Raw genomic sequence first — 20260 nt, 5'->3', positions numbered from 1 at the left:
TTGTTTATTTAGCTTAACTCTTAAGAGTTAAGCTATTAATTTTGTGTATTGGGGGTAATTTGTTGGATTTCGTTCCTCAACCCAACCTACTATAGTATTAAATCGGAAAAATGCCTGCTAAATCAAGAATTTGAGGAATTAAATCTTCTCGTTTAATAGCCATCATGTGAACCCCTTGACACAATTGTTGGGCTAATTTTACCTGTTCTGCTGCAATTTTAACCCCTTCTTGTAAAGGGTCTGACGCATCAGCTAACCGTTGAATAATACTGTCAGGAATGGCAACTCCTGGCACATTATTATTAATAAATTTAGCATTTTTGGCCGATTTTAATAAGAAAATTCCTGCTAAAATTGGCTTATCTGTTTTCGCTGCCAATTGGTGCATAAACTTATCTAATTTGTCGAAATCAGTAATCAATTGACTCTGAAAAAATTGCGCCCCTGCAGCCAATTTTGCATCAAATCTTCGTTGTAAACCTGACCAACTCGGAGACTGAGGATCAACAGCAGCACCGGCAAATAAATCTAAAGCATCATCAGGAAGATGTTTATTATTAAAATCTACTCCCCGATTCAAATTATCAATTAATTTGAGCAATCTAACTGATTCTAACTCAAAAACGGCCCTGGCTTTTTGATGATCTCCCGCTTTGATCGGATCTCCAGTTAAGGCCAAAACATTACGCAATCCTAACCCATAAGCTCCCATTAAATCTGATTGTAAACCAATTACATTGCGATCGCGGCAAGCTACTTGACAAATAGGTTCTATTTCGTATTGTAACAATAAAGCAGAAGCCGCCACGGAAGACATTCGTAAAACAGCCCGACTCCCATCAGTAATATTAACAGCATGAACCCTGTTTTTAAGACCTTTAGCCATGTCTAACATTCGGGTAGGGTTTCCTCCTTTCGGTGGAGTAATTTCTGCGGTGATCAGAAATTCTTTATTTTGAACAGCTTGACGAAAACGATTAATCATAAGATTGATAACAAAATGAATGAGTAACTTGACTTTTGGGGATAATTGTGATTTACAGTTTTATAGAGAAGGTAAATAACCTAATGCTTTTTTGACTTCACTTAGGGTATGATTAGCAACGGTTTGGGCTTTTTCTTTCCCCTCTCGCAACACCTTATCTAAGTAATCTTTATTATCCATGATTTCTTGATATTTTAGCCGAATAGGTTTAAGAGCTTCAACCGTTGTTTCACTGAGTAAAGGTTTAAATTGTCCCCACCCCATCTCTTGACACTCTAAGGTAACTTCTTGTTTTGTCTTACCTGCAAGTAAACCATATAAACTCAATAAATTGTTACATTCTGGTCGATCTTTATTGTCAAATTCTAAACCACGAACGGGATCAGTTTTACACCGCTTAATCTTTTTATCGATTAATTCAGGGGGATCTAATAAGTTAATTCTACTTAGATCAGAAGGGTCAGATTTTGACATTTTACGAGTGCCATCTGTTAAACTCATTACTCTAGCTCCTTCACTACGAATTAAAGGTTCAGGTATCTTTAAAACAGGCTTTTGTCGGGTGGCAAATTGATCGTTAAAACGAGCAGCAATATCTCTGGTTAATTCTAAATGTTGTTTTTGATCTTCACCCACAGGGACACGATCTGCATTATATAAAAGTATATCAGCAGCCATTAATATGGGATAATCTAATAATCCAACACTGACATTTTCTCCCTGTTTAACCGCTTTTTCTTTAAACTGAATCATCCTTTCTAACCAGTTAAGGGGCGTGATACAATTTAATAACCAAGCTAATTCACTATGAGCAGTAACATGAGATTGAACAAAGATAGTAGAATATTCTAAATCAATGCCACAAGCTAAATAAAGAGCAGCTATAGTATAAGTATCTTGGGCTAAGCTTTTGGGGTCGTGAGGCACGGTAATGGCGTGTAAATCTACGACACAGAAAAAGTTATCATAGTTTTCTTGGATGTCTACCCAGGTACGAATTGCCCCTAAATAGTTGCCTAAATGGAGGTTTCCGGTAGGTTGTACCCCTGATAAAACTCGTTGTTTGCCCATTCTATCTTAATTGGTAATTTTATTGGTATTAAGTACCGCGCGCAAAATTAATTGCACAGCTAGGGCGGGTTTTGATATAGTCGTAATGGTTAAGTAACAACTGTAGTAAGGGCGGGTTTATTTAACTTTTTTGTGAAAATCATTGATTTATGTAAAAAACCCGCCCCTACAAAAACCCGCCCCTACAAATTTTGTGTAATTAATTTTGTCTACCTACTTATTTCTTTATAATTATGCCTGAATAACTCTACTTTTGGACATAGACTTATTTAGGCTGCACAGCTAAGTATTTATACTCAATGATTTTCTTGAAGGATTCTCAATATATTAAGTTTTGTAAAAAATAATTGCAAAAGATTACTTTTTCTGAGTTGATAATAATATAACTGATCAAGTTTGTGTGATAGATTAATTTTTTTAGGAGATGTTTAGGAGATGTTTAAAGGTTTATTTGGTGGCAAAAAACAAGAATTTTTCTTGGAGTTAAAGGAAGATAAAAAAACTGAAGCCAGTAAAGTTAAAATAGAAGCTCCTGTTCAAGTTGCTGAACCTCAAGCTGTAGAAACAGTTGCCGAAACTGCTAATGGAAAAGCTCCTAAAGCGACAAAAAGTAAGAAAACATCTGTTAAGAAAGCAGCTAAAATAGAAGCTCCTCAAGAGCAAAAAGTTGCTGTTGCTCCAGTGGTAAAAAAAGAAGAACCCAAAGAAGTAGAATTTGCGACTAACTTTTTGATTCTTCCTACTAGTCGTCGTCTTCCTGGCCCTAGTTTAAACGCTTTTAAAGATTTAGCTCGTCAAGTGAAAACTCGTCGTTAAATTTGAGAAAATCTACCAGAATTAAAGTTAGTTTTGTTTCATATTTATTGTAACCTAGAATTTTAATTCTAGGTTATTTATTAGGGTTATAATGGAGCCGAGCAGAGTCGAACTGCTGTCCAGACTGGGTATTTACCTTCCGCTCATTCACAGGTTTAGCCCCTCTAATCCTCAGGGCGAGAACCATTCATTATCCCGAATGGTGGGATGCTCTAGTAAAGTCTTTACTTAATAGCTAACCAGAGGTAGATATTAAGTGCATCCGTTGGGGTTTACCTCTAATCCTTAACGGAGTCAGACTAGAAGTAAGCGTACTCTGACGAGTCTATTAGGCAGCGACGGCTACACGCTTGAAGCTAACGATGTTATTCGCAGTTACTTTTTTGTTTGAGCCTTGGATTTCCGAGAGGAGACTCACTCTCGACCTGAATCACGAGTCAGCTTTCGCCAACCTGTCGAAACCGTTGCGGCCCCTTGTGTTCTCATCTCATTATAATGCTTCTTTAATAAATTGACAACGTTACAAATCATTGAGGAGTCAGAAGATTTAGGCGTGACCAGAACGCGATCGCCGTACACTATCAAAGAAGCGTTTGTGTTGTCTTAATAATCTATTGCTTATGTTTCCTCTTAACCGCCCTCGCCGTTTGCGCCAAAACCCTCAACTACGCCGCATGGTGCGCGAAACGATTCTGACTCCTAATGATTTAATTTATCCCTTATTTGCTGTTCCTGGCAATAGCGTCGCGCAAGAAGTTAAGTCTATGCCTGGAGTTTATCAACTGTCTGTTGATAAGATTGTCGAAGAAGCCAAAGAAGTTTACGATCTTGGTATTCCGGCTATTATACTCTTTGGTATTCCCGAAATCAAAGATATTGAAGCTACGGGGGCTTGGCATGATCATGGTATCGTACAACAGGCAGCTACAGCAGTTAAAAAAGCGGTTCCCGATTTAGTGGTTATTGCGGATACTTGTTTGTGTGAGTATACCAGTCATGGTCATTGTGGTTATCTGGAAGTGGGAGATTTAACTGGACGGGTATTAAACGATCCTACCCTAGAATTATTGAAAAAAACAGCCGTTTCTCAAGCTAATGCGGGGGCTGATATTATTGCCCCATCTGGGATGATGGATGGGTTTGTACAAGCGATTCGAGAAGGTTTAGATGAGTGGGGATTTGAACATATTCCTATTCTTTCTTATGCGGCTAAATATGCCTCTGCTTATTATGGCCCTTTTCGGGATGCGGCGGACTCTAGCCCTCAGTTTGGCGATCGCCGTACTTATCAAATGGACCCTGGTAATGCCAGAGAAGCGTTAAAAGAGGTAGATTTAGATATCTCTGAGGGGGCAGATATGTTGATGGTTAAACCTGCTTTATCTTATATGGATATTATTTGGCGGGTTAAAGAGATGACTGACCTTCCGGTGGCGGCTTATAATGTATCTGGTGAATATGCTATGGTCAAAGCGGCCGCTCTTAATGGGTGGATTGACGAGAAAAAAGTGACCTTAGAAACCCTTACCAGTTTTAAACGGGCGGGGGCTGATTTAATTTTAACTTATCATGCTAAAGATGCGGTGCGTTGGTTAGCTGAAGATTAATTGATGTAGGGGCGGGTTTTTCACAACAATTTATTATTTTTACCAATAAATTCCATAAACCCGCCCGATTTTCTATATAGGACTTACGCAAAAAATAGTTAAATACGCTATAGATAGTGGGATGCGTTGGGAACACATCCTACGTTTAGTGTCCTTGCGTAAGTCCTACTATAGTAGGGTGGACAGTGTATCGGCCTACCGTCTTTTTTTAGATTTATTAGCTTTTTTTTCCGATTTAATAGCCCGTGATTCTAGTTTAAAATCGGGAATTTCTCTCAATTGTTCATCATCGAGGTTATATTGTTCACAGACTAAACTTAGACGAATCCCTGAACTTTTAACTGGGTTAACACCATGACTTAAATCACCTTGAAAAAAGACTAAGTTATTGACTTGTGGGCGAATTTGTGCAAGTTGTTTCTTATTTGATCGTAATATGAGTTCTCCTCCTAATAAATCTCCTGGAACTTTAATATAAAGTACACTAACTACCAAAGGTGGGGTGATCGTTTCACAGTAAGATCGTAAAGAACGATCAATATGAAAATCAACACGAGAACCCATTTCCAGGAGTAAGGGATTGAGATAAAAAGCATTACATTCTGGTTGGACAACTCGGTTTAAATAAGGTTTAAAATAAGGAAAATTTTGGGCAACTTGGGTTAAATAAGAACGTTGAAACACAAGAGAAAAGCCTTTTGTTCCGATAAAGTCTCGATTGAGATTATTTACTGTAAAGTAAGGAGACGCTAAGATTTGCCCTTGCAACTCACTGAGATAAGTGGGAGAAAATGCCTGGGAATGTTGATGATAGTAAGACAACTTGATGAATTTTTACTTAGACTTTTTTTATGATAATACTTCTTGAGAACTGATGCAAATTTAGGGGTGAACAACAGGCAAGATGCCTGTTCCACCTTTTATATTAAAATGTGTTAATCATATTTAATTTAATAAACCTATGTTATTGCGCCAACTATTTGATAGGGAATCATCAACTTATACTTATTTGATCGCCGATCGCGCCACTAAACAAGCGGTACTTATTGATCCTGTTTTAGAACAAGTAGAACGCGATCTCCAGTTATTACAAGAATTGGACTTAACCTTGTGTTATTGTCTAGAAACTCATATCCATGCTGATCATATCACCGGAACGGGTAAATTAAGAGAAATTACCGGATGTTTAGGTATTGTACCCGAAAACGCCCAAGTTGCTTGTGCCGACCGAATGATTAAAGATGACGAAACCTTAGCCATTGGTAGTCTAATTATAAAAGCGATCGCTACTCCTGGCCATACTGACACTCACATGGCCTATTTAGTTAACGGACACTATATATTAACAGGAGATGCGTTATTTATTAGAGGTTGTGGACGGACAGATTTTCAAAGTGGGGATGCAGGAATTTTGTATGATTCAGTAACTCAAAAACTGTTTAATCTTCCTGATGAAACTATTGTTTATCCTGGTCATGATTATCGTGGACAAACTGTATCTACTATTGGAGAAGAAAAACAATGGAATCCTCGTTTTGTGGGGCGAGATCGGGCTAATTTCATTGTCTTCATGAACAATCTTAACTTACCTAATCCCCAAAAAATGATGGAAGCCCTTCCTGCTAATGAAAGTTGTGGTAAGGTAAGCTGTTAAGCATATAAATTGCTAGTTGAGATTGCAGGGGAGCGCCGGAGCAAAGGGAGCACCGGAGAAGGAGTTTAAGCTCTTGTACTAAACAACCAAATACCCTGTTTAAATGCGTCTTAGCTTATTAACAAAGATTTAGATAATGGATAAAAGGCTAAAGCCTTATGCTATAAAAACAAAGTCCACCTTCGTGGACTAAATGATAGGTTGCGTAGGCAACCTTTGTTTATCTAGCTTAACTCTAAAGAGTTAAGGTTCATTATTTATGATAATTTAACATAACATATACCGAAGAACCAAGCATTACTATTCTAACTGATGTTGTTTCCACAAATTTTGATAGAGTCCAGGTTGTTTGACTAAAGTTTCATGAGTTCCCATCTGTACAATTTCACCATTATCCATTACAAAAAGTCTATCTGTTTGTGCTGCGGCTGATAATTGATGAGAGATAAAAATAACGGTTTTATTTTGTTCCCTAGAAAAATTTTCTAAAATATTAGTTGCGGTTTTATTATCAACACTCGAAAGGGCATCATCTAAGATTAATATAGGTGCGTCCATTAATAATGCTCTTGCTAAGGCTGTTCGTTGACGTTGACCCCCTGATAAAGTAATTCCTCTTTCTCCAACTAAAGTTTGATATTGTTGCGGAAAATTGAGAATCTCTGCATCTATTTGAGCTTTTTTTCCTGCTAATTCTACTTCACAAGGATCTTTCATAGGATCACCATAACAAATATTATTGTAGATGGTGGTGCTAAAGAGAAAACTATCTTGAGGAACATAAGCGATCGCATCTCTTAATTCCCTTAATTTTAACTCTGTAATATCCTTTCCATCTAAGAATATTTGTTGAGAATTAATATCTAATAAACGAGGTAAAGCATTGGCTAAGGTAGATTTTCCTGACCCAATAGGTCCTACAATAGCAACGGTTTCTCCTGGATAAATGGTAAAGTTAATATTCTTAAGAGCAGGTACTAAAGAGCCAGGATAAGTATAAGTTAAATTACGTGCAGTAATTTCTCCTTTTATTTCTTTTTTGGGTAAATTAATTGTATTCGCTTTATCTTGAATTTTAGATTGAGCCTGAAAAATAGCTTCTACCCGATCTATACTAACCTCTCCCCGTTGATAAGAAGTAATAGTAAACCCTAATAAAGCAGTGGGAAAAACTAATCTTTCTACTAATATAATTAATCCGACAAAATCGCCGATACTAATAACTCCTTTGGCAATAGCAGTAGTGCCAAATGCTAATAATAACAGTAAACTAATATAGGATAATGCCTCAATTAAAGGAAACAGTAAATTGCGAATTTGAGCTAAAGATAAATTAGCTGCTAATAATTGTTCATTTTTAAGGGCAAATGCTCGACGTTCATTGTCTTCTTGGGCATAGATTTTAATTAAGGCCATGCCACTCATATCTTCTTGTATTAATTCACTAATATCTGATAAGTTTTCTTGGACGGCTAATTGTTGTTCTTGCAGTTTTCTACTAAATACTTGTACCGTAATTAACATTAAGGGATAAACGGTAACGGCTAATAAACTTAGATTTAGATCAATACTAAACATGGCTGGAAGCGTTAAAGCATAAGCAAAAATAGTATTGATGATACTGAGTAAAGCAAACCCTACTAAACGACGAATATTATCCACATCGCTAGTAGCCCTGTTAATTAAATCTCCTGATGTATGAGTGGAAAAATAAGCAGGTTCAAGGCTAAGAATATGTTCAAAAATACCCTGTTTTAGCTCAAATTCTACTTGTCTTCCTAACCCAAAAATCAAGAGACGGGATACCATACGAATGACCAACATAATTGAGGCTAAAATTAAAATTAACCCCACATATTTTAATACTTGGTCAAAACTGAAAGCTTGACGCAAATCATCAATACTATCCCGAATTAATAGGGGAATATAGACCCCTAAGCCATTAACTAGCAATAAGGAAACCATTCCTAATGTGATATTTCGCCAGTGGGGAAGTAGATATTTTCCTAATTGTTTAAGTCTTCTTGCTACCATGAGGGATTATAATATTTTTTCTATTATATAGCAGTGCTAAGTGCTTAAACAAAATTAGTTACACATAGCAGGGTGGGTTTATCTAGTTCTTTTGGTGAAAATCATTGATTTATGTAAAAAAAACTCCGGCGGGTTTATCTAGTTTTTTTGGTGAAAATCATTGATTTATGTAAAAAACCTCCGGCGGGTTAAGAAAAACCCGCCCCTACAAAATTTTGGCTAATTAATTTTGCTTAAGTTTTTCTTGTAGTAATTGATAACAATCTGCAACTGATTGCCTTTTTTCCATCATTTTTACTAATTCTTCATAGGTTTCTTGATTTCTAATAATTAAATTTTTTGCTTGTAAAATAGACCAATTTGCTTTTGTTTGATAATGGTTTTGATTGATTCCTGATACTATCATTAATTCTCTCAGATTTTGCCGATCTTCTTCTCCTCCATTAGCTTGACCATAAATAACAATTTCTGCAGCAATTCCTGACATTAAAACTGTTGAAAATCGTTCTATAATTAGAGGAGTTTCTAGTATTTTTTGTTCAGCTAAAAAAGTATCATTAAATTGTACACATCCTATTCCTGGTTGACCTTTTTTTATGGCTTCCCAAGCAGATAAAGTATAGTCATTAATAGGAATTCCTAAACAATAAGCAGCTAAAAAATGACCCGCTTCATGATGAATAATTCGTTGACGATCTTCGGCCGAAGCAAAAAAATCTAATAATAAGGTTAACCCTTTACCTTTCCAGCTTAAAGTATCTAGGGTCATTAATCCTAAAATTCCTAACGTTGTACCAGCAGGGATGAAGGGGGATAGGTGGAAAATAGGGCCAAGTAAGGCTGATAACATCATGACGAAAATAGTGATCGCCACTAAGTTTAATGAGGTTGACTCCATAATTGCACAGATTAATGATCAGGTCTTAATCTCATGTTACATTCATCTTCACAATACCAACGAAGATAAGCGACCTGCAAAATGACACGAATTATAAGCTTTACTTATCACCACACATACGGGAGAGCCAGCCCGCCTTTGCGGGCTTTGTTTGTATAGCTTAACCCGACCGGGTATAAAAACGTATTTTTTTGCAATAAATGAGATCTCAATTTTTAGCTAATTGAGGTATTTTTCCCAGTAAACCTGTCATTAATCGCAAGGCTAAATTTTTAAATGGAGGCACTAAACCCATCAATTCTAAGCCTAACCGACGTATTGCTACCAAGGGCAACCAATTATTAGAAAATAACCGATTTAAAAAGTCAGTAAATCCTAAAATCAACCAATTTTCTTGTCTTCGCCAACTCTCATATCTTTTTAATACTTTTAAGTCTCCTATATCTTCCCCTTTTTGATTTGCTTCTTGTAACACTTGTGCTAAAGCGGCCGCATCCCGAATCCCTAAATTTAAGCCTTGTCCTCCCACCGGATGACAACAATGAGCCGCATCTCCAACTAATGCTAATCGAGGCTTAATATAACACTCACTCTGCATTAATTGTACCGGAAATAAATAACGCTCGCTCACTAATTCTATCTCTCCTAATGACCCTTGAGTCCGTTCTTTTAACTGAGCTAAAAAATCTGATTCTGGTAATTCTTGAATTGCTTTTGCTTGAGTGTGAGGGGCAGTCCAAACAACCTGACAAAGGTTTCTCTGTAAAGGTAAAATACCCATTGGCCCACTATACCAAAATCTTTCAAAAGCGATATCATTGCGAGGGCAATTATGTTTAATAGTAAAGGTGATACAAGATTGCCAATATTTCCAACCTTGGGTTTTAATACCCCCTAAAGTGCGAATTGGCGATCGCGCGCCATCAGCCCCGATGACTAATTTTGTGCGAACTTGTCGAACTTGTCGAGCTATCTCCAGAGTAATGATAGCTTGAGTCGCTTCATAATCGACCTGAACGACTTTAGCCGGACATAACGACCTAATATTAGAATAACCCGTGATCGCCTCTTGAAGGGTCTTTAAAATGCTGTTGTGTTGCCCTACATAGCCCAAATAATCCGTTCCTAAATCTGAGGTTTGAAACTTGACTATCCCAGAATAATCCGCATCTGAGAGAGCAATATGGCTAAATTTGCCCATCTGAGGCAACATTTTGTCCCAGACCCCAATTCCTTGAAAAATACGTCCTGAGAGGAGGGAAAGAGCATAAGCTTGGGGTTTAGTGGCAGATTTTTCCGGGGGTTGAGCCTCAATTATAGTAATCTTTAGTCCTGAATTTTTGAGGGCATTGGCCAAGGTAGCACCCACAATGCCACCCCCAACAATGGTCAAATCACAGTCTAAAGGAGTCAAGTCCCTTGATTTAGGGGAGTTTTGCAATTCTAGGGTCATTTTAACAATTTTTTAGTAAAAGGGATCTTTTTTAATTGTAGTAAAACAATCATAACTGATTGTTAAAAATGTGACATGAAATTGTCATAACCATGTCACCTGTAAGTCATATCTACGATCTACATTAATAAATGTCAGCCCAAGCCGTTTTCCAAAAGATTGCTCCTCACCTGGGCTGACTTTCTTCTCTTCCCATTAGCAATCTAAAGGTAGCTATAGTCATGAAAGACAATCAAATTAATATGAATAATACTCAATCAAAAGGCAAACAATATTTAACTTCTTTATCTTTAGTTATCTTCGGCATTGGTATAGGAGTTGGGGGAATTTATGCGATTAATTTTCCCCAATTAATTACAGAAAATATTAAAAATCTGACCCAATCACAACCCGCTAATGCTCAATCAGAATTAGCTTTAGCACCTCCTACTGATTCAGGTAATTTTGTCACTGATGTGGTTAATAAAGTAGGGCCAGCAGTTGTACGAATTAATGCTTCTCGCACTGTTAAAACAGAAGATCCCTCTATTTCTAATGATCCCTTTTTTGGGTCACAAATTCCTGAGATTCCTAATAGTCAGATTCAACGGGGAACAGGCTCAGGATTTATCGTTAGTAATGATGGAAAAATTTTGACTAATGCTCATGTGGTAGATGGAGCAGATCAAGTTACTGTTACTTTAAAAGATGGTCGTACTTTAATTGGTAAAGTATTAGGAGAAGATAGGGTAACTGATGTAGCTGTGATTAAAATTGAGGCCGATAATTTACCAACTATTAAAATGGGAAATTCTGATAAACTTCAAGTTGGCGAATGGGCGATCGCTATTGGTAATCCTTTAGGTTTAGATAATACGGTAACAACCGGAATTATTAGTGCTACTGGTCGTCTTAGTTCTCAAGTTGGAGTTGGAGATAAACGGGTAGAGTTTCTTCAAACTGATGCCGCAATTAATCCTGGTAATTCCGGTGGCCCTTTATTGAATTCTCTGGGTGAAGTAATTGGAATGAATACGGCTATTATTAAGGATGCACAAGGAATTGGCTTTGCTATTCCTATTAATAAAGCGCAACAAATTTCTCAGCAATTAATTTCTACAGGTAAAGCAGAACATCCCTATTTAGGCATTCAAATGGTGGGAATTACTCCAGAAATTAAACAGGAATTACAACAAACTAAAGGATTAACAATTCAAGCTGATACTGGCATCTTAATTATGAATGTTGCTCCAAATTCTCCGGCCGATCAAGCTGGTTTAAAACCTGGTGATGTCTTACAAGAAATTGATCAAAAACCCCTTAAAGATCCTGGTACAGTACAACAAGCAGTGGAAAAAACTTCCATCGGCCAAACATTACCTTTACAAGTTGAACGTGATGGTCAATCTTTGACCCTTGAGGTTAAAGTTGGGGTACTACCTGCTAATTAATTAACCTATGCTAAACTAATAATTAATAAAAGGCTAAAGCCTTATCCTATAGAAACAAAGTCCACCTTCGTGGACTGCCATTATAGGTTGCGTAGGGAACCTTTCTTTGTATAGCTTAACTATGAAAAAGAAAAAGCGACTAAAGCTCTTAACTCACTAATGAAGCGATCGCTCTTTTAGTGTTCCCTAACCGACTCTTCCCTAACCGACCGTTCCCTAACTTTTATCTGGGGATTCTAACCAGTCAATTACTTGTTTTTCTAAATTAGTATGCTCAAGACGATCAATTTCTCGAACTCCTGTAGGACTGGTAACATTGACTTCTGTTAAATAACCACCAATGACATCAATACCTACAAAATATAAGCCATCTCGACGTAATTTTGGGCCAACTTTAGCACAAATTTCTTGTTCTCTAGGAGTAATTTCGGTTTTTTCTACTCGTCCTCCTACTGCCATATTACCCCTAAATTCTTGACCCGTTGGCACACGATTAACTGCCCCAATAGGTTCACCATTAAGTAAAATAATGCGTTTATCTCCGTCTTTTGCTTCAGGTAAAAAACGCTGTATCATGACTGGTTCTTGTCCTTGTTGGGTACTAACTTCAACAATGGAATTAAAATTGCGATCGCCGGGATCTAAAAATAAGATACCTTCTCCTGCTTTTCCCCCTAAAGGTTTAAGGACAGCTAATTTTTTTTGTTCTACAAATTCTCGAATAATTGCTTTATTTTGACTAACAATGGTTTCTGGCATCACCGCAGAAAATTGCAGAGTATACATTTTCTCATTAGCTTCTCGTAACCCTTGAGGAGAATTAATTACTAAGGTTTTTTGCTGATTAATTAACTCTAAAATATAAGTGGCATAAAGATAACGAATAGTAACTGGAGGGTCTTTTCGCATAAAGACCACATTCATGTCTTCTAGGCATCGTAAAACCCCGGCAGAGACTTGATACCAGTTAGGAACAGCTATCCATTTTCCCTCTTGTAATTGAACAGGGGTTAATTGAACTTGCTGTAAAATAGCCCAAGCTTTGCCGTCAATAACACTTAATTGATGAACTTCTGTTACCCAGACTTCATGACCTGCCATTTGGGCAGCTTCCATCAAAGCGACTGTGGTATCATGACCAGGATCTAAACGGGGTAAGGGATCGATAATAAAGGCTAATTTCATTCAACCACCGATATTTGCAGTAATGGGTCAAGTTTACCCTGAGATTCTAAAGCATATAAGTCATCACAACCACCAATGTGCTGATCATTGATAAAAATTTGGGGTAGACTTGTACGACCATAAGACCGTTGTGCCATTTTTTCTCGCGCTACTTCGTCGCCATCGATACAATATTCAGTAAAATCAACGCCCTTTTTGGTTAATAAGGCTTTAGCGCGAATACAAAAAGGACAGGTACTCCAAGTGTAAATTTCAACCATAGCGGCCATAATCTCTATATATAAAACTTTATTATAAGCAAAAACCCCTGGTAAGAGTCAGGGGCTTTTTTAGCAGGGTCTTAGAAAACTAGATGATCCCTTAGCCTTTGAAACACCCCCTATTTGTTCTTGAAAATCTCCCCGAATCCTAATTTCTTGAATTTGTGGTGATCCTCCTCTGGTATATTGAGACTTATCAACCGTATTATCAGGAATAAATAACTTAAATTCCACTTGATCCCTATTCACAACTGCGCCAAAATCTTGATACATTATCTTGCCTCTCCTTGAAGAATTTTTGTATGTGAACAGTTATTGAACCTTAGTTTATGCAAAAGAAGTGGCAAAAGATTGAGTGATTAAAGGGTTACTTTTGCCGATAAGTTCAGCCACGACTGGATTAACTTCTACCCAAACAGTTGCGCCACAAGATTGGGGATGATAGGGGTCATACACCACTCGGCAAAGTCCCCCTAAAATGTCGACTTTATGACAATATTTGACTCTATTACCCTGTCTGACACAAATTACTGGATCTTTATCGACTTTTTTGCGGTTGGCTTGAATTATCTTTGTATTGACATGAATATAAGTCTTTGCCTGTTGAGGACGTTTACGCCAAGTGCCTTTGGGACCTCTTTTTCCTGGAATAATTTGGGGCATTTTCCCGTTAAATAAAGGAATTCGCCAATATCTTCCTTCTTTAAAAGCCCCTTTAATTCTACCGGCATAGAGTAATTGTTGTACTCGTTGACGACAAACTCCTAAAAGATATGCTGCTTCAGCTATACCAATATACTTCATCGAAAATTTGGGTTTGAAACCCCATCCTTGAGCGAAGCGAAGGACGGCTTTATATTTCTTTAACAAGTAACGATTAAACCGTTTGAGTGTCTAATTAAAGTTACCTTACTAAAGACTATCTGCCCTAACCGTTTCCAGTTAGCATCGCTGACAGATATTTGTTTTTTGGTTTGACCGCTAAGTAACTCGACAAAAATAAACGTTACGGTGAAGTGAGCAGGGGAGCGCCGGAGCAGGGGAGCGCCGGAGCAGGGAGAGGGGTTACAACCTAGTTACATTTCTTAACATAGTATTGTTTATTTATGTCCGACTACTTAACGTAGCCAATCCCTTTGTAAGTTTAAAGTCCCTTCGCCCACTCAGCAAACCATGTCTTGTCTTTAGCAACGCCTGTACCAATCGGGCTTAGAGGGAATCCGAACTAGGGAGGTATTCGGAAGTCTGTGGGATTGCTAAGCGTTGCAGGGCTATTCACCTCTTTCGTCAACCGAATTGGTTCGGTTGATCCCCGTCCCTTTTAGGGTGGGGTTGGTGAAAATACGAAATACCCTAGCGCTAGTGTTTTTTCTATGATAACTTTTGTCAAACTAACCTTTGTTAAAGGTTTTAATAATTAATCGTATCCTCCAAACATAAACAGGGAAGCATTTTCATCTGTAACATTCATTAACCCATGAAGATTTCCACCTTTTAACATGGCAAAATGACCCGCTTGGAGTGTCCGAATTTCAAAGCAGCGTTCTCGGTTAGGAAACTTGGCCCAATCTCCGACGACCATTAACCCACGACCATCAATCATAAAAAAGATTTCTTGATTATCTCGATGACGATGTAACCCGATGCCACATTCTGGCCGCATAATATGTAAGTCCATATAATCAACGGCAAAAAAGGGTTCTCTACGGCCTGATCCTTGTAAGACTTTATTGCTGCAGCTAATTGAGTTTTTTGCCGCAAGGCCATCAATCTCAGCAGGGTATTATCGCTGTTATAGCTAGGAACCGTACCTGGTTCAACTCTAAAAACGGCATCGGAATGAACAATTAACATGATAATTTTCAGTGGTTATAGGGGATGAAATTAAGTCGTTTAAGTTCGATTCACCTTTAGACGGTGGTAGACATCAATTAACTGCTGTGATAGAGGAAGGCGATAAATTTTAGGGGAGTATTACCAGGGTTACGGATACCATGAATCCCTCCACTCTTGGTATAAATAACGCTACCTGGTTTAACTGGTAATTCCTTACATTCTTTTTTGCCTATGCCAAAAATATCTCTTGTAACAGTAGGAAAATGATCTGTTTTGGGATCATCTCCCACCCCCAGATAAGCAATACCCGTTCCTTCAACAATGTAGTAAAGTTCTTCTGACCCTATATGACGGTGAGTTCCTTCCACTTTTCCTGGAGGAATGGTCACTTCATGGAAGAAGACGAGAGAACTGCCTAAATCTCGTTGTACAATCCAACGCATCTCAATCACATTCGTCCCAGTGGTATCGAAATCTGGGTTATTTGGTTGCATCAAAGCGTTTAAATATCGTACAGGTTCTACATCTTCTGATTGAATAAACCAACCCCGTTGGAAGTTAATCAAATAGTTGTCCACCTTGACGGTATTCAAGTTAGAACTCGGTTGAGGAGTATTGGGAACTTGATAGGAACGTTCGTAATCGTTATCCCAAGCAGGATTATTGATGGTATAACCAAAGGGAAGATCCCGATCATTTTCCCGAACTGCTAGTTCTAGTTGTTTCAGAGCTTTAATATCTCTTAAAGCTGGGTTAAAGGCAGGAATACGGGTAATAGGTTTTTGATAGCCCATCATATCCAACACTTTAAAATCATGGGAATTATTGGTTGGGGGTTCGAGGGTTTCCCAGATTTCGACTTGATAAGCATCTATCCAGGGAGAATAGAGCAGTTTAACCATAGATTCAGCAATATTTTGTCCATTCTCTGGGATCACTTTCACAAAAGCCAAAAGTTCTTGTCGTAAGAAACGTCCTTTTTCTCGGGCCAATTCTACTAAATGACTAGAACGATATTCAATTCTCACAAAATTGCTGAGAAATTGACCATCGAGATAAACTTCCCCTTTAAGAACATTAAGATCCTGCTTGCTTCTGACTTCCTGAACATTGTAACGATAGCGATCGCTGCGAGTGGCATTCAAATATTGGGCATGATAAATGCGATCGGGATAGAAAACAACCTGAAAAATAGAGTTTTCGGGTTGGGTAAAAATCTCATTAAATCTTGGGTCCATTTACAGTCTCCCTAATAAATGATCAGCTACACGAAAGGCATTTGCTTCAATGGTATGGGTAGGATTAGCCCCCCAGAAGTAGGCATAAAGGAACCATCCGTCACATAAAGGTTATCAAATTGCCAAGCGCGACAATTAACATCGAGAACAGAATCATTGGGATCGTTACCAAAACGGGCCCCTCCTAAAATATGATTGGCAATGCGGGCTAAGGCATTTTCTGCTAAATAAATCCCTCCTTCTTCAATTTCGTTTAAGTTATCGTTGGCCTGCCCTAAAAAGAGAACTTGTTCGCATTGTTTTGCCAAAACACTCATCAGATAAACATCATGGCTATGCCAAATTTTGCGAATATAAGCACTCGGCCGGCCCCATTTATCAGTTACGGTAGGATGGAGTTCGATGCGATTGCTTCTCAGGGGAACTTGATTGGCCATAAAACTCACAGAAAGGCGTGTTCCAAAGTTTTCATCGAGAAAATCTACTAATCCTTGTCCTGTGAGACGGGTATCGTTGACAAAGGTTTGCCAAATGGTATCTAAGTCTTGACTGCCGTGAGTCCGTCCTAAAGACATAGGTAAGGCCTGATCGGAGGTATTATTATAAATAGCTGCCCCGGCCCATAATCCATTGCTTCTCAAAAAGTCTTCTGTGGCGCAACAATCAATAGCCCAGTCACTATCTAAAGAAACAGATTTATCAAATCTCAAAGGTTGGTTTTGTCTGGGAATTCCTCTGACAATGGTTTCAGCCCCTCCAAAACAGTGAGTCAGAAAGTATTTCCCTAATAAGCTATTGGCTTCGGTTTGATTTTGGTTGATCCGACGATCAAAGTCAGCATTAGTTTTAGCCGATAGTTTTAAGAGGCGGACTGATTCAATGGCAGAACAGGCAACAATCACCATAGTCCCCTGTTTCACCTCAATTATCCTTTCTCTACCACTGGGGTCACGATAATGGATTTTATTAATGCGATCGCCTTGATTTTCCAGATAGGTGACAACACAATTTGTCCATAGCTGAAAATTGTCTAAATCTTTGATCGGACTGAGAAGGGAAACCCAGGTACTCGATTTTAAGCCTAAAGGATCGCCATAACGGTTGACATAACCGGATTTAATGGTTTCACGATCGCTCGGAACTTTCCGGCCACTGGGGGCGTGATCTTCGGTAATCACAGCTAAAGGGGTACGATAGGGACTAATGGGTTGTCCATTATTGGTCAATCGTCTCCCTAATTCTTCCATCCCTGTCTTGGCGTATTGACTGATGGGATTGGGTTGAAGGGGTCGTTGTAAAAAGTCTTGACTGAAGGGTTTTAATTGATTATTGCTAGTCCCATTTAACCCGACTAATTGTTCGACTTGGACGTAATAGGGTTCTAATTGTTCATAGCTAATGGGCCAATCTCTGACTTCTCGTTTAACATCTCCATTGGGATCATTGCGAAGATCATTGATCGGTTAATCGTTCTAAAATTTGCACTTCCCAATGTTCTAAAACCAAAATTTCCGTACACAATTGAGTAAAAAATCTTGACCAAGTTTCTCCATTATCTAAAATTACGTGTTGGGGATTAATCGGATCTAATTGGACGATACCATCCACTAGGAATTTATAGATATGTTTTTCCCCTTTGGGAACCACAACGGTAACAGCATAATAACCTGTTGCTTCTTCTAAAAAGGAAATGGGTAGTAAGGGAATGGGTTCATACAGATTAGCAAAAGTTCCAATAACTGATACAGATTGGGGTTGATTATTGCCTAATGCTGCATAGACAAAGGTAACTTCGTTAAAATTATAGCTAGTTTCTGGATTATCTTTATCTCGATAACTATCAATGATAGGAAATCGCCATACTTCACTAATATTACTTCTGGGATCATTGGGGTTGAAACGAGTAAAGTAGTTATGGCGACCATCTGTATTATCTCTGGCCAGATATTTGGTACAGTGATTCAAAATATACAGGGCTTCTTTTTCTACAACTTGTGCTGACATACCTTTGAGCAACATTGTTTAAGAACAGATGTGACTATCATAAACTTCTCCTACTGAACTCGTCTTCGGTGTTGTATTATTTATTTACATTCAAATCATTTTAATATTTAAAGAACATCTGACCGTTCCTGCTCTTTCTGAACAAGCAGTAATCTCGATTATACTATCAACAGGCCCTTTGATTACCCATTCTAGATGACGACGGTAATCAGTTCCTTTAGCAAAAGTATTATAAGCTTTATTAGAACGGCCTTCTAAATGGTCTATTTCTTGTTCTAATTTTCCACTAATTAAACTCACTTTTTCAGGTAAACTGAGAATAACTTCTATAAGACGAACTGCCTTACGTTCTAAGGTTTTTTGGCTTGTATAAGTTGGTAAAAATCCTCTATTTTCTAACTCAAAAACGACGTGATAAATATCTGCACCTTGATGAGTAATTGTAGCCTTAGATATGGCTAATAAAGGAGACATTAACGCATGAGTTAAGGCAAATTTACATTGCCTTTCACAGATTTCAGGTAAATATTTTTCTGGGGCATTTTGCCACATTTCTTTAAAATTCCAGCCACCTATTTCTACTTCTCCTAACTGGGGATGATTAAAAGGTTGCCAGTCAATAAAACCTTTTATCTCATTTTCATCATTCCACTTAAACAATTTTAAGTCATCTTCTATGGGATGTTTACCACCCCAGTCGATATAATTTTCTTTCTTAACACCTGCTTGTGTTGGGGCATCCCATAACTCAATGGTAAACCCAAACCAACCAAAATGATCATAAGCATAATCATCCATTACCCCATAGGTAACATCTTTAGGATGGTAACGAAAATCATGATAAACAGAGATACATTCATATCCAGTTATTGCTGTACCCTTTTCTCCTAGTAATTTATAAATATCTAAGTCTGAAACGGGAAAATGTTCATCAGCATGAGTGCTATAAGGACGCAAAATTACCGCAGAATAAGTATGATAACTAATAAACCCATTAATATTCCGATTTTCTTGCCAAAATTCTGCTTCTGCACGGGTTTCTGGTTCAGAAAAGGGAAAATCTCCTGCCCCTTGTTGTTGTCCTTCTGGTGACCAAAGATAGGGATAATTTCTATTAAAGTCCATTCCTTCAAAAGTAGTAGCTAATTTAACTTCATAGCCATCATAATTAAGGATAGAACCTTCAGGTAAAATAGTATAATAGGTTCCCTCAAATTCTTCGGGTTCTCGTTTAACCATTAAACGGGGTTCTTGTTCAGAAATTTTCCATCCTCCACAGTCATCTTTTATCCGCATTTGTAATATTAAACCGTCCCCATTGATATCTTCTTGATGGAGTCCATCTTGTTCATCGGGATAGGGATAAGGACGAATACTAGAACGTAAACGATAGGGAGTAGTCAGATATTTTTCGGCCCCATCAATGGCAATTCTTGGTAATATATAAATAGTGTGATGATCCAGTAAACGGGTCGCCATAGAATCTTGTTGATATTGGGTTAATAAATAATATAAAATATAACAAGCAACGGCAGAACCTGTAACTTCTCCTGCATGGGTATTAGCATCTATCCAATATCCAGGCTTTTCTAAATACTTTCCGGTGTTTTGATTCGTTAGAATAGCTATAGGAATATCTTTTCCCGCATAACTTTGTCCAATAATTTTTAGTTGTATAAGTTGGGGATAAACATCGGTCATTTGATGCAAATATTCTAATAACTCTCTATAGGTGTAGTAGTGGCTAAAATCAAAAGGTTTGACAGTCATTGATGGTTACTTACCGGAT

19 protein-coding genes and 1 other RNA gene are annotated in these 20260 nt (G+C 37.9%); 4 read left to right on the top strand and 16 right to left on the bottom strand.

All coding sequences use genetic code 11. From position 1 onward, the window contains the following. Nucleotides 1-97: 97 nt before the first annotated feature. Together AsFPU1_RS20225 and trpS are read right to left on the bottom strand one after the other, a co-directional pair. Nucleotides 98-985, bottom strand: a complete 888-nt coding sequence (locus AsFPU1_RS20225; protein WP_124973677.1) for a methylenetetrahydrofolate reductase — start codon at nt 983-985, stop codon at nt 98-100. A gap of 60 nt (nt 986-1045) precedes the next feature. Then, entirely contained in the window at nt 1046-2056 is a 1011-nt protein-coding gene (gene trpS / locus AsFPU1_RS20220) for a tryptophan--tRNA ligase (protein WP_124973675.1), read from the bottom strand. A 435-nt stretch (nt 2057-2491) separates the two neighbouring features. On the opposite strand from trpS, the gene AsFPU1_RS20215 reads away from it, so the two are divergent. Continuing rightward, nucleotides 2492-2872, top strand: a complete 381-nt coding sequence (locus tag AsFPU1_RS20215; RefSeq protein ID WP_124973673.1) for a hypothetical protein — start codon at nt 2492-2494, stop codon at nt 2870-2872. Between the two features lie 89 nt (nt 2873-2961). Here the strand turns inward: AsFPU1_RS20215 and ssrA are convergent. After that, nucleotides 2962-3346, bottom strand: a transfer-messenger RNA (tmRNA) gene (gene ssrA, locus AsFPU1_RS20210). Nucleotides 3347-3492: 146 nt separating this feature from the next. On the opposite strand from ssrA, the gene hemB reads away from it, so the two are divergent. Continuing rightward, nucleotides 3493-4479: a porphobilinogen synthase gene (gene hemB, locus AsFPU1_RS20205; protein ID WP_124973671.1), complete on the top strand. Its 987-nt coding sequence runs from the start codon at nt 3493-3495 to the stop codon at nt 4477-4479. Nucleotides 4480-4674: 195 nt separating this feature from the next. Here hemB and AsFPU1_RS20200 read toward each other — a convergent pair whose 3' ends face one another. Next, nucleotides 4675-5301, bottom strand: coding sequence for a 2OG-Fe(II) oxygenase family protein (locus tag AsFPU1_RS20200; RefSeq protein WP_124973669.1), 627 nt, complete (start codon nt 5299-5301; stop codon nt 4675-4677). Nucleotides 5302-5440: 139 nt separating this feature from the next. Here AsFPU1_RS20200 and AsFPU1_RS20195 point away from each other — a divergent pair, with 139 nt between their 5' ends. Then, on the top strand, nt 5441-6133 hold the full coding sequence (locus tag AsFPU1_RS20195; protein ID WP_124973667.1) for an MBL fold metallo-hydrolase: 693 nt from the start codon (nt 5441-5443) through the stop codon (nt 6131-6133). 300 nt (nt 6134-6433) lie between these two features. Here AsFPU1_RS20195 and AsFPU1_RS20190 read toward each other — a convergent pair whose 3' ends face one another. From AsFPU1_RS20190 to AsFPU1_RS20180, 3 genes are all read right to left on the bottom strand, one after another. Beyond that, nucleotides 6434-8167 (bottom strand): ABC transporter ATP-binding protein, encoded by a 1734-nt coding sequence (locus AsFPU1_RS20190; RefSeq protein ID WP_124973665.1) that lies wholly within the window; start codon nt 8165-8167, stop codon nt 6434-6436. Between the two features lie 223 nt (nt 8168-8390). Then, nucleotides 8391-9065 (bottom strand): hypothetical protein, encoded by a 675-nt coding sequence (locus AsFPU1_RS20185; RefSeq protein WP_124973663.1) that lies wholly within the window; start codon nt 9063-9065, stop codon nt 8391-8393. A 208-nt stretch (nt 9066-9273) separates the two neighbouring features. Continuing rightward, complete coding sequence (locus tag AsFPU1_RS20180) at nt 9274-10518, bottom strand: FAD-dependent hydroxylase (RefSeq protein WP_124973661.1); 1245 nt, start codon at nt 10516-10518, stop codon at nt 9274-9276. Nucleotides 10519-10739: 221 nt separating this feature from the next. Between AsFPU1_RS20180 and AsFPU1_RS20175 the strand changes: the two genes are divergently transcribed. Then, nucleotides 10740-11948 (top strand): HhoA/HhoB/HtrA family serine endopeptidase, encoded by a 1209-nt coding sequence (locus AsFPU1_RS20175; protein ID WP_124973659.1) that lies wholly within the window; start codon nt 10740-10742, stop codon nt 11946-11948. A gap of 216 nt (nt 11949-12164) precedes the next feature. Here the strand turns inward: AsFPU1_RS20175 and gshB are convergent, their stop codons facing one another. The 9 genes from gshB to AsFPU1_RS20130 form a co-directional block, all read right to left on the bottom strand. Further along, nucleotides 12165-13133 (bottom strand): glutathione synthase, encoded by a 969-nt coding sequence (gene gshB / locus AsFPU1_RS20170; protein ID WP_124973657.1) that lies wholly within the window; start codon nt 13131-13133, stop codon nt 12165-12167. Continuing rightward, entirely contained in the window at nt 13130-13402 is a 273-nt protein-coding gene (gene grxC, locus AsFPU1_RS20165) for a glutaredoxin 3 (protein ID WP_124973655.1), read from the bottom strand. The genes gshB and grxC overlap by 4 nt, the downstream gene beginning before the upstream one ends. 60 nt (nt 13403-13462) lie before the next feature. Then, complete coding sequence (locus AsFPU1_RS20160; RefSeq protein ID WP_124973653.1) at nt 13463-13666, bottom strand: hypothetical protein; 204 nt, start codon at nt 13664-13666, stop codon at nt 13463-13465. Nucleotides 13667-13720: 54 nt separating this feature from the next. After that, nucleotides 13721-14197 (bottom strand): helix-turn-helix domain-containing protein, encoded by a 477-nt coding sequence (locus tag AsFPU1_RS20155; RefSeq protein WP_124973651.1) that lies wholly within the window; start codon nt 14195-14197, stop codon nt 13721-13723. 613 nt (nt 14198-14810) lie between these two features. Then, on the bottom strand, nt 14811-15071 hold the full coding sequence (locus AsFPU1_RS20150; RefSeq protein WP_124973649.1) for a cupin domain-containing protein: 261 nt from the start codon (nt 15069-15071) through the stop codon (nt 14811-14813). A 253-nt stretch (nt 15072-15324) separates the two neighbouring features. Beyond that, nucleotides 15325-16467 (bottom strand): cupin domain-containing protein, encoded by a 1143-nt coding sequence (locus AsFPU1_RS20145; RefSeq protein WP_124973647.1) that lies wholly within the window; start codon nt 16465-16467, stop codon nt 15325-15327. 26 nt (nt 16468-16493) lie between these two features. Beyond that, nucleotides 16494-17714 carry a GMC oxidoreductase gene (locus tag AsFPU1_RS20140; RefSeq protein WP_227873462.1) on the bottom strand — a complete coding sequence of 407 codons (1221 nt, stop codon included), beginning with the start codon at nt 17712-17714 and terminating at the stop codon, nt 16494-16496. A 205-nt stretch (nt 17715-17919) separates the two neighbouring features. Continuing rightward, nucleotides 17920-18486, bottom strand: coding sequence for a glycogen-binding domain-containing protein (locus AsFPU1_RS20135; RefSeq protein ID WP_124973645.1), 567 nt, complete (start codon nt 18484-18486; stop codon nt 17920-17922). A gap of 75 nt (nt 18487-18561) precedes the next feature. After that, complete coding sequence (locus AsFPU1_RS20130; RefSeq protein WP_124973643.1) at nt 18562-20241, bottom strand: M14 family metallopeptidase; 1680 nt, start codon at nt 20239-20241, stop codon at nt 18562-18564. Nucleotides 20242-20260: the final 19 nt, after the last annotated feature.

The sequence above is a fragment of the Aphanothece sacrum FPU1 genome, assembly GCF_003864295.1.
Taxonomy (GTDB): domain Bacteria; phylum Cyanobacteriota; class Cyanobacteriia; order Cyanobacteriales; family Microcystaceae; genus Aphanothece_B; species Aphanothece_B sacrum.
Note: the sequence above shows the minus strand (reverse complement) of the source record. Positions and strands in the feature narration are given on the sequence as shown.

What these genes read in the sequence shown, in the direction of transcription:
- AsFPU1_RS20180 (WP_124973661.1), bottom strand. Translation starts at nt 10,518, where the DNA reads ATGACCCTAGAATTGCAAAACTCCCCTAAATCAAGGGACTTGACTCCT.
- AsFPU1_RS20195 (WP_124973667.1), top strand. Translation starts at nt 5,441, where the DNA reads ATGTTATTGCGCCAACTATTTGATAGGGAATCATCAACTTATACTTAT.
- AsFPU1_RS20150 (WP_124973649.1), bottom strand. Translation starts at nt 15,071, where the DNA reads ATGGACTTACATATTATGCGGCCAGAATGTGGCATCGGGTTACATCGT.
- hemB (WP_124973671.1), top strand. Translation starts at nt 3,493, where the DNA reads ATGTTTCCTCTTAACCGCCCTCGCCGTTTGCGCCAAAACCCTCAACTA.
- AsFPU1_RS20160 (WP_124973653.1), bottom strand. Translation starts at nt 13,666, where the DNA reads ATGTATCAAGATTTTGGCGCAGTTGTGAATAGGGATCAAGTGGAATTT.
- AsFPU1_RS20135 (WP_124973645.1), bottom strand. Translation starts at nt 18,486, where the DNA reads ATGTTGCTCAAAGGTATGTCAGCACAAGTTGTAGAAAAAGAAGCCCTG.
- AsFPU1_RS20175 (WP_124973659.1), top strand. Translation starts at nt 10,740, where the DNA reads ATGAAAGACAATCAAATTAATATGAATAATACTCAATCAAAAGGCAAA.
- AsFPU1_RS20130 (WP_124973643.1), bottom strand. Translation starts at nt 20,241, where the DNA reads ATGACTGTCAAACCTTTTGATTTTAGCCACTACTACACCTATAGAGAG.
- AsFPU1_RS20140 (WP_227873462.1), bottom strand. Translation starts at nt 17,714, where the DNA reads ATGGAAGAATTAGGGAGACGATTGACCAATAATGGACAACCCATTAGT.
- AsFPU1_RS20215 (WP_124973673.1), top strand. Translation starts at nt 2,492, where the DNA reads ATGTTTAAAGGTTTATTTGGTGGCAAAAAACAAGAATTTTTCTTGGAG.
- AsFPU1_RS20145 (WP_124973647.1), bottom strand. Translation starts at nt 16,467, where the DNA reads ATGGACCCAAGATTTAATGAGATTTTTACCCAACCCGAAAACTCTATT.
- AsFPU1_RS20225 (WP_124973677.1), bottom strand. Translation starts at nt 985, where the DNA reads ATGATTAATCGTTTTCGTCAAGCTGTTCAAAATAAAGAATTTCTGATC.
- grxC (WP_124973655.1), bottom strand. Translation starts at nt 13,402, where the DNA reads ATGGCCGCTATGGTTGAAATTTACACTTGGAGTACCTGTCCTTTTTGT.
- AsFPU1_RS20190 (WP_124973665.1), bottom strand. Translation starts at nt 8,167, where the DNA reads ATGGTAGCAAGAAGACTTAAACAATTAGGAAAATATCTACTTCCCCAC.
- AsFPU1_RS20155 (WP_124973651.1), bottom strand. Translation starts at nt 14,197, where the DNA reads ATGAAGTATATTGGTATAGCTGAAGCAGCATATCTTTTAGGAGTTTGT.
- trpS (WP_124973675.1), bottom strand. Translation starts at nt 2,056, where the DNA reads ATGGGCAAACAACGAGTTTTATCAGGGGTACAACCTACCGGAAACCTC.
- gshB (WP_124973657.1), bottom strand. Translation starts at nt 13,133, where the DNA reads ATGAAATTAGCCTTTATTATCGATCCCTTACCCCGTTTAGATCCTGGT.
- AsFPU1_RS20185 (WP_124973663.1), bottom strand. Translation starts at nt 9,065, where the DNA reads ATGGAGTCAACCTCATTAAACTTAGTGGCGATCACTATTTTCGTCATG.